The sequence below is a fragment of the Methylibium sp. T29 genome, assembly GCF_000576205.1.
GTDB lineage: Bacteria > Pseudomonadota > Gammaproteobacteria > Burkholderiales > Burkholderiaceae_C > Methylibium > Methylibium petroleiphilum.
In genome coordinates this window covers 1-8,790 of the sequence record NZ_AZND01000141.1, presented here as the reverse complement: position 1 = coordinate 8,790, position 8,790 = coordinate 1, and the positions used below count along the sequence as shown (strand labels likewise).

The 8,790-nt window shown below is 70.5% G+C and carries 7 protein-coding genes and 4 pseudogenes; 6 read left to right on the top strand and 5 right to left on the bottom strand.

Features of this window, described 5'->3' with window-relative positions:
• The first annotated feature begins 315 nt into the window (after positions 1-315).
• Positions 316-669, top strand: coding sequence for a DUF1428 domain-containing protein (locus x551_RS15035; protein WP_036234024.1), 354 nt, complete (start codon positions 316-318; stop codon positions 667-669).
• 62 nt (positions 670-731) lie between these two features.
• Positions 732-1,226, top strand: coding sequence for a LapA family protein (locus tag x551_RS15030; protein WP_036234025.1), 495 nt, complete (start codon positions 732-734; stop codon positions 1,224-1,226).
• Positions 1,227-1,239: 13 nt separating this feature from the next.
• Here the strand turns inward: x551_RS15030 and x551_RS15025 are convergent.
• A pseudogene (locus x551_RS15025) lies at positions 1,240-2,255 on the bottom strand (1-aminocyclopropane-1-carboxylate deaminase).
• Positions 2,256-2,397: 142 nt separating this feature from the next.
• Here x551_RS15025 and x551_RS15020 point away from each other — a divergent pair.
• Positions 2,398-2,919, top strand: coding sequence for an Lrp/AsnC family transcriptional regulator (locus tag x551_RS15020; protein ID WP_036234027.1), 522 nt, complete (start codon positions 2,398-2,400; stop codon positions 2,917-2,919).
• Positions 2,920-3,175: 256 nt separating this feature from the next.
• Here x551_RS15020 and x551_RS15015 read toward each other — a convergent pair whose 3' ends face one another.
• Positions 3,176-4,270, bottom strand: coding sequence for a fatty acid desaturase (locus x551_RS15015; protein WP_173402812.1), 1,095 nt, complete (start codon positions 4,268-4,270; stop codon positions 3,176-3,178).
• Between the two features lie 196 nt (positions 4,271-4,466).
• On the opposite strand from x551_RS15015, the gene x551_RS15010 reads away from it, so the two are divergent.
• Positions 4,467-5,681, top strand: a complete 1,215-nt coding sequence (locus x551_RS15010) for a multidrug effflux MFS transporter (RefSeq protein ID WP_036249235.1) — start codon at positions 4,467-4,469, stop codon at positions 5,679-5,681.
• 13 nt (positions 5,682-5,694) lie between these two features.
• Here x551_RS15010 and x551_RS15005 read toward each other — a convergent pair whose 3' ends face one another.
• The 3 genes and pseudogenes from x551_RS15005 to x551_RS14995 form a co-directional block, all read right to left on the bottom strand.
• Positions 5,695-6,039 (bottom strand): hypothetical protein, encoded by a 345-nt coding sequence (locus x551_RS15005; protein ID WP_036249232.1) that lies wholly within the window; start codon positions 6,037-6,039, stop codon positions 5,695-5,697.
• A 100-nt stretch (positions 6,040-6,139) separates the two neighbouring features.
• Entirely contained in the window at positions 6,140-6,490 is a 351-nt protein-coding gene (locus tag x551_RS15000; RefSeq protein ID WP_011831166.1) for a zinc ribbon domain-containing protein, read from the bottom strand.
• 19 nt (positions 6,491-6,509) lie between these two features.
• Positions 6,510-7,136, bottom strand: a pseudogene (locus tag x551_RS14995) (acetamidase/formamidase family protein); the annotation flags it as partial.
• On the opposite strand from x551_RS14995, the pseudogene x551_RS14990 reads away from it, so the two are divergent.
• Both x551_RS14990 and x551_RS14985 read left to right on the top strand, forming a co-directional pair.
• Positions 7,106-8,322, top strand: a pseudogene (locus x551_RS14990) (ATP-binding protein); the annotation flags it as partial. The pseudogenes x551_RS14995 and x551_RS14990 sit on opposite strands and share 31 nt — an antisense overlap.
• A pseudogene (locus tag x551_RS14985) lies at positions 8,306-8,790 on the top strand (response regulator); the annotation flags it as partial. The pseudogenes x551_RS14990 and x551_RS14985, both read left to right, overlap by 17 nt.

Here is an 8,790-nt window from a genome sequence, read left to right as displayed (position 1 = left end):
GCGTCGATGCGGGCCAGCGTGTCGTCCGCCAGCGTGGCGGCGTCCAGCGTGCCGGCCGCGAGGCGGGCGATCGTGCCCGGGGGGCTGCGGTCGGCGGGGTGCGGGTCGGTCTCCACGGGTCTCCTGTGTTCCTGTGTATTGCCGCGGCCGATCGTAGGCGCATGTCGCACCCGACGGGTCGGGCATTGCGGCCGGCGTAGGCTGAAGCCTCGGACCGGCGCTTCGCCATCGGATGCAAGCGTCCGTCGCACGCTGTCGATTCCGGGGGCGCTCGATCGTCGTGCCCCTATCACCCACTCGAGCAGGAGAAGCGCGATGAACTATGTCGATGGATTCGTGTTGGCCGTGCCCACCGCCCAGCGCGAGGCCTACACCCAGATCGCCCGGAAGGCTTCGGAGGTGTTCAAGGACCACGGCGCGCTGAGCGTGGTGGAGTGCTGGGGCGACGACGTGCCGGAAGGCAAGCTCACGTCGTTTCCGATGGCGGTGAAGCGCAAGGACGACGAGACCGTGGTGTTCTCGTGGATCACCTGGCCCGACCGCCAGACGCGCGACAGCGGCATGGAGAAGTCCATGGCCGATCCGCGCTTGAAGGATGGCATGGACCAATGCCCCTTCGACGCCCAGCGCATGATCTTCGGCGGCTTCCAGGTGATCGTCGAGGCCTGAGCCGCGCCGGGGCGGCCTCGGTGTATGGTCGGCCCCCCGACATGCACCGAGGAGCCGCATCGATGAACCTTCGCGCACTGGCGATTGCCGCGGCCGTGGCCGCGCTGGGGCTGTTCGCCCTGCTCAACTGGCCCGCGATCACGGCGCCGACCGCGCTGACCCTGGGCTTCGCCGAGGTGAACGCGCCGCTCGGCCTGATCCTGCTGGCGGCCAGCGGCGTGCTGGTGGCGCTGTTCCTGGTCTACATCGTGTTCCAGCAGGCCGGCGTGATCATGGAAGCCCGCCGCACCGCGAAGGAACTCAAGTCGCACCGCGAGCTGGCCGACACCGCCGAGGCCTCGCGCTTCACCGAGCTGCGCGCCTTCCTCGACGGCGAGCTGCGCCGGATGGAGGCGCAGGGCGCCGCCACCACGCGCGAGCTGGGTGCGCGCATCGAACAGCTGGAGCGCCAGCTGCAGGAGCAGCTCGCCGAGTCCACCCGCACGCTGTCGGCCTACGTAGGCGAGGTGGACGACAAGCTCGACCGCCTGTTGCCGCCGCCGCAGCTGCCGCGCTAGCCGCGGCGCCGCCTCAGCCGTTGCGGAACAGAAAGCTGTAGGCGTTGAGCGCCGGCACGCCGCCGAGGTGGGCGTACAGCACCCTGGAGCCGGCGGGGAACTCGCCGCGCCTCACCTTGTCGATCATGCCCTGCATCGACTTGCCCTCGTACACCGGTCGGTGAGCATGCCTTCCTGGCGTGCGCACAGGCGGATGGCGTCGAGCGTGCCCTCGCTCGGCAGGCCGTACTCGGGGCCGCCGTAGCGGGTGTCGAGCACCACGTCCTGCGCGGTGATCTCGCGGCCCAGGCCCACCAGCTCGGCCGTGTTCTGCGCGATGCGCAGGATCTGCGCGTGGGTCTGCTCGGGCTTGGCCGAGGCGTCGATGCCGATCACGCGCTCGGCCCGGCCGTCGGCCGCGAAGCCCACCACCATGCCGGCCTGCGTGCTGCCGGTCACCGAGCAGACCACGATGTAGTCGAACTTGAAGCCGAGCTCGGCCTCCTGCGCCCGCACCTCCTCGGCGAAGCCGACGAAGCCCAGGCCGCCGAGCCGGTGCTCGGAGCAGCCGGCGGGAATGGGGAAGGGCTTGCCGCCAGCGGCCCGCACGTCGGCCATCGCCTGCTCCCAGCTCGGGCGGATGCCGATGTCGAAGCCAGCGGCGTCGAGCCGCACGTCGGCGCCGAGGATGCGTGACATCTCGATGTTGCCGACGCGGTCGTACACCGCGTCGGCGTAGTTGACCCAGTTCTCCTGCACCAGCACGCACTTCATGCCGAGGTGGGCCGCCACCGCGGCGACCTGGCGCGTCTGGTTGGACTGGATGCCGCCGATCGACACCAGCGTGTCGCAGCCCTGCGCCAGCGCCTCGGGGATCAGGTACTCGAGCTTGCGGGTCTTGTTGCCGCCGAAGGCGAGGCCGCTGTTGCAGTCCTCGCGCTTGGCGTAGAGCTCGACCTGGCCGCCGAGGTGCGCACTCAGGCGCTTGAGCGGCTGGATGGGCGTGGGCCCGAAGGTGAGCGGATGGCGAGGGAAGCGCTGGAGGTTCATGGCGGGGTTCCTGCGAGGGCGAAGACGATGGTCGTCATCTTAGGAAAATTGCCTGAAACCAGGGTTGCAAAGAAGTCCGTTATTGCGCAGCATAGAAAGGCCGACCGGCCTGAATTAAGCTTTGAATTGCTCGAAATAAAAAATGTGCGCAACAAAAGTTCGTCAACGTGTCGCGCCCTCTCGTGCGACGACACCACCGCCCCCGGCGAGCCTGGACCGCACCGACAAGGCCATCCTGCGCGCGCTGCAGCGCGACGCTTCGGTGTCGAACGTGGCGCTGGCCGCGAAGGTGAACCTCAGCGCGCCGGCCTGCCTGCGCCGCGTCGAGCGGCTCAAGCAGGCGGGGCTGATCAAGGGCATCGTCGCGCTGCTGAACCCGGCCGCGCTGGATGCCGGCATGCTGGTGATGATCGGCGTGGTGCTGGACCGCTCCACACCCGATTCCTTCGCCGACTTCGAGAAGGCCGCCGCCCGGGTGTCGGGCTGCATGGAGTGCCACGTGGTGACCGGCGAGTTCGACTACTTCATGCTGGTGCGCACGCGCGACAACGACAGCTTCAATCGCCTGCATGCCGAGCAGCTGCTGCACCTGCCGGGCGTGCGGCAGATCCGCTCGTTCATGGTGCTCAAGCAGGTGCTGTCGACGACGCAGTTTCCGGTTTGATAGGCGGTTGCGTTCGAACAGACGAGATGGGTGCGCGTCTGGCGCGAGATCAGGCCGGCGGGGCGCTCTGGTGCGCTCATGTCCCCCGCCGCCCGCCCCTGCAGGCCGGGCGGCTCCTCCTCTACTTCGCTTCGCAGAGCGCCCCACCGGCCTGATCCACCACCGTCATGGGTGTTCGCCGTCGCAGCTCACATTTGTGTCGGCCACTCGATGGCCTCTGCCACCCCACACATCGACGACGCGCAACGCAAACGCTTCACCCCGCAGCCAACGGCGTGCTGGTCCGGCGACCCGAAAAGTCGGTCCAGCAACCCGCCTCGAAGTCGTAGAGCTTGCAGCGCCGCGCGGTGTCGGCGTACCAGCGCCACGAGAACGGCTGCACGACGATGTGCCCCGCGAGTCGCTCCTCCAACAGCTTCTGTGCCCGCTTCAGCCGGTACAGCGGCACGCTCATGTCCACGTGGTGCGCGGTGTGCTCCATGATGTGGTGCAGCGCGCTGCCCATGAAGGAGCGGAAGGTCAGGTGCACCGTGGTGGACACGAAGGGCTGGGCGTCCGCCCAGCGCCGCTTGTCCTCGTACCACGCCACGCCGGTGTGCGTGTGGTGCACGTAGACCACGAAGCCGATCATGCCGTTCCAGAACACGAAGGGCAGCACGAAGCCCGTCAGCACCAGCAACGTGGCCGACTGGCCGGTGGCCGCCGCGGCCGCCACCAGGCCGGCGATCCATGCCGCCGCGCCCGCGACCACCAGCACGCCGTCCCAGAAGAATGCCGCGCGCCGCGTCGGCATGGTGCGCCGGTTCGGGAACAGCAGCCGGTTCCACCAGATCTCCACCAGGTAGTAGAGCCAGGGTGCCCAGCCGCTGCGGTACACGCGCTCGAGCCTGCGCCGCCAGCGCGGCAGCGCGCGGTAGGCCTCGAGCGTGCGCGGCTCCCAGACGAAGTCGAAGCCCTTCAGGTTGGTGTAGCCGTGGTGCACCACGTTGTGCCCCACCTCCCACAGGCTGTAGGGCGTGAGCGAGGGCAGGAACACCAGGCGGCCGAGCCAGCGGTTCAGCCGACGGTGCGGCGTGAGGCTCTGGTGGCAGGCGTCGTGGCCGAGGATGAACAGGCGGCCGATCACGAAGCCGGCCGCCATGCCGGCCAGCAGCTTCATCGGCAGCGTCTCGAACGCCACGGTGGCGGTCAGTGCGGCGCCCAGCAGCAGCAGGTCGACGAGCGTCAGCGCGAGCGCGTAGGCCGTGCTGCGCGAGGCCAGCGGCGCCAGCCAGGCGCGGATCAGCTTGCGGTGGGGGATGGCGCTCGGGGCGGCGGACGGGGGCGCGAGGTCGGGACAGGCAGCAGGCATCGGAGGCGGGTGGCGCGAACGCAGGCGGATCGGAACGCCGAAGGCTAGGGCCGCGGGCGGGGGCTGTCCTTGACGGCGGTCAAGCGGGCGCGCCGGACGTGTGCGCTCGTTGCCCGTGCGCGCACGCCGCGCACGCGATTCGGGATGATCGGCGGCTTCGGCGCTGGCGGCTGCCGCGTCCCCTCTTCCTTCCCCGATGAATTCGACTTTCCTGCGCAGGGCCCTGGTGCTGGGCCTGCTGTCCTCGATCGGTCCGTTCGCGATCGACATGTACCTGCCCGCGCTGCCGGCTATCGGCAGCGCGCTGCAGGCCGACGTGCACGCGGTGCAGATGAGCCTGATGGCATTCTTCGTGTCGTTCGCGATCAGCCAGCTGGTCTACGGCCCGGCCTCCGACATGTTCGGCCGCAAGCCGCCGCTGTACGTCGGCATCGGGCTGTTCATCGTCGGCAGCGTGGGCTGCGCGCTCGCGCCCGACATCGGTTGGCTGATCGCCTTCCGTTTCCTGCAGGGCCTGGGCGGCGGCGCGCCGATCGTGGTGCCGCGCGCCATCGTGCGCGACCTGCACACCGGCGTGGAGGCCACGCGGCTGATGTCGCTGCTGCTGCTGGTGTTCAGCGTGTCGCCCATCCTCGCGCCACTGATCGGCAGCTTCGTGATCGACGCCGCCGGCTGGCGCGCGATCTTCTGGGCCGTCACCGGCATCGGCGTGGTGGGCCTGCTGCTGGTGGCGCTGACGCTGGAGGAGACGCGGCCTGCCTCGCAGCGCACACAGAGCGATGTGGCGAGCACGCTGCGCGCCTTCGCGCTGCTGCTGCGCGACCGGCATTTCCTGGGGCTCACCGCGATCGGGGCCTTCGGCATGGCCAGCTTCTTCATCTTCCTGGCCAACTCGTCGTTCGTCTTCATCGGCCACTACGGGCTGACGCCGCGCGAGTACAGCCTGGCGTTCAGCGTGAACGCGGCCTCGTTCATCGGCGTGTCGCAGTTCGCCGGCCGGCTGACGGCACGCTTCGGCCTCGCGAGCATCGTGCGGGTGGCGGTGCTGGGCTTCGCGCTGTCGCTGGGTGCGCTGCTGGCGTTCAACCTGGCCGGCATCGACCGGCTCGACGTGATGATCGTCGTCATGCTCGTCGGCTACGGCTTCCTCGGCTTGGTGGTGCCCACCACCTCGGTGATGGCGCTCGACGACCACGGCGAGATCGCCGGTGCCGCGTCGGCGCTGATGGGCACGCTGCAGCTGGTGCTCGGTGCCGTGGTGATCGCGCTGATGAGCGGCTTCGCCGACGGCAGCGCGCGGCCGATGGTGGCCGGCATGGCGGCCGCGGCGCTGTGCGCGCTGCTGCTGACCTGGCTGACGCTGGGCGGGCGTCGGTCGGCTGCGTCCGCGGCGACGCGGCCCTGCAGCTGAGCCGTCGCGACGCTCAGTCGGACGGCGAGGACGAGGACGCGCCCGAGCCGCCGACCGACTTGAGCTTCTGCCCGCCGCTCTCGATCACCTCGCCGGTCTTGCGCACGCCCTTGCGGACCGCGCGGCCGGTGGCCTCGGCGCCGGTCTCGATGGCTTCGCCGGCCTTGTGCGCGCCGCGCTCGATCGCGGCGCCGGTCTTCTTCGCGCCACGCTCGATGGCTTCGCCGGTCTTGACCGCGGCGTTCGACACGGCTTCGCCGGTCGCGCTCGCGGCCTGTTTCACCTTGGATGGTTCCTCTGCGGTCACGGCGGCCGCGCAGGCGATCAGGGCAACGGCGATGACGGGGGTCTTGCGCATTGGCTCGCTCCTCGCGGACGGTGCGCCGGCGTCCCGCGGGGCGCCGGCCAGTCGCGATTCTGCGCGAACCGGTCGCGCTGCCTGTCGCAGGGTGTGTCCGTCAGTGGCTGATCATCCACGGCCGCTTGCTCGGGAAGGCCTTGGCGCCGTTGGCCGCGGTCACCGTGGCGCCGCGCCGCGTGGACGCGCCGGAGGAGCAGCAGCCGCAGCCCGACGGGTGCCGCAGGCGCTGGTAGTCGCGCGAGCTCTTCGGCTCATGTCGCGCGCGCTCGTTGACCTCGATCGCGCTGCGGGTGCTGCCGGCCATCAGCGCCAGCCGTGGCGCGCTGACGAAGACGCGCGGCGACTCGCGCTGGCAGTCGGGGCAGGTGGCCGGCTCGTTGCGGGCGGACAGCGTGCGGAAGGCGTCGAAGCCGCCGCACGCGGGGCAGGCGTAGTCGTAGGTGGGCATGGCGGCGGCCTCGGGGGACTCAGAGGTCGGGCGACAGCGGCATGTCGATCGAGCCGTCGAGGTACTTCACCGGCCCGGCGGCGCTGGGGTTGATGTCGAAGTCGAAGATCTGCGTCGGCAGCCACAGCGTCGCGCAGGCGTTCGGGATGTCGACCACGCCGCTGATGTGCCCCTGCACCGGCGCCGTGCCGAGGATGGAGTGCGCCTGCGCGCCGGAGTAGCCGAACTTCTTCAGGTACTCGATGGCGTTCAGGCAAGCCTGGCGGTAGGCCACGTGGACGTCGAGGTAGTGCTGCTGGCCGTGCTCGTCGACGGAGATGCCCTCGAAGATGATGTAGTCGTTGTAGTGCGGCGTGATCGGGCTGGGCTTGAAGATCGGGTTCTTGATGCCGTACTTGGCCATGCCGCCCTTGATCAGGCTCACCTTCATGTGCACCCAGCCGGCCATCTCGATCGCGCCGCAGAAGGTGATCTCGCCGTCGCCCTGGCTGAAGTGCAGGTCGCCCACGCTGAGGCCGGCGCCGTCCACGTACACCGGGAAGTAGATCTTGGAGCCGCGTGACAGGTCCTTGATGTCGCAGTTGCCGCCGTGCTCGCGCGGCGGCACGGTGCGCGCACCTGATGGGGCTGATCGACGGCCTGCTCGACCTGGCCCGCATCGAGGCTGGCCGGTTGCGGCTGGAGCCGGCGGCGCTGCCGCTGCCGGCCTTCCTGGACGAGCTGGTGCGCATGGTGCAGCCGCAGGCGCAGGCCAAGCGCCTGGCCTTCGTCTACACGCACAGCGGCCGCATGCCCGCGTGGGTGCACGCCGACGCCAAGCGGCTGCGGCAGATCCTGATCAACCTGCTGAGCAACGCGGTGCGCTTCACCGACGAGGGCACGGTGACGCTGCACGTCGACTGCCGGCGCGAGGTGGTGCGCTTCGACGTGGTGGACACCGGCATCGGCATCGCGCCGCAGGACCAGCAGCGCATCTTCATGCCCTTCGAGCGCGGCGCGGCGGGGCGCCGGCGTGGCGAGCCCGGCACCGGCCTGGGCCTCACCATCACGGCGCTGCTCACCTCGCTGATGGGCGGCGAGCTCGGACTCGTCAGCGCACCCGGGCGCGGCAGCACCTTCAGCGTGCGGCTCTACCTCCGCGAGGTGAGCGACCCCGGCCCGCAGGCCGAAGCGCCGCGCCAGGTGGGCGGCTACGTGGGTCCGAGGCGCACGCTGCTGGTGGTGGACGACCAGCCGGTGCAGCGCCAGATGCTGGCCGGCATGCTGGCGCCGCTGGGCTTCGTGCTGCGCGAGGCGGCCAGCGGCAGCGAGTGCCTCGACAGCCTGCGCGAGGCGGTGCCCGACGCAATCCTGCTCGACATCACGATGGACTACCTCGACGGCTGGCAGACCGCGCGGCTGGTGCGCGACGCCGGCTACACGCTGCCGATCCTGATCGTCTCGGCCAACATGTTCGAGAACCAGCCGAGCGCCTGCTGGCCGCGCAATGCCAGGCCTTCATCGGCAAGCCGGTGATCGAGTCGGAACTGATCGCGACGCTGCAGCGCCACCTCGGCATCGAGTGGATCGCCGCGCACGCGTCGACCCTGCCGCCACTGCCGCCGGAGGCCCCGGCCGACCTGCGCCGCCTGCCGGCCGAGGCGCGCACCGAGCTCTTGCGGCTGGCGCAGATCGGCCACGTGCACGGCCTGCGGCGTCAGCTCGACGCGATCGAGGCCAGCGATGCGCGGCATGCCGCGGCCTGTGCGCGGCTGCGCGCCTGCCTCGCGGCCTTCGATCTCGAGGGTCTGCAGGCCTGTCTGACGGAGGCCGCCGATGGACAGCCGGCCTGAACCGCCGCAGCCCGAGACCGCGCGCCCGGTGGTGCTGGTGGTCGACGACGCGCCCAGCAGCCTGGGCATGCTGTGCGACACGCTGGAGGACGCCGGCTACACGGTGCTGATCGCGCGCGACGGCGAGGCGGCGCTGCAGCGGCTGCGCCTGGTGGTGCCCGACGTGATCCTGCTCGACGCGATGATGCCGGGGATGTCGGGCTTCGAGACCTGCCGCGTCCTCAAGGCCGACCCGGCGCTGACGCACATCCCGGTGATCTTCATGACCGGGCTGTCGGAGACCGCGCACGTGGTCGAGGGCTTCGCGTGCGGCGGGGTCGACTACGTGTCAAGCCGATCCGTGCGCCCGAGGTGCTGGCGCGGCTGCACACGCACGCCCGCAATGCGCGCATCACGCGGCTCGCGCGCGAGGCGGTCGACGTGGCCGGGCTGGGCGTGCTGCTGGTCGACGCGCACGGCCGCATCGCC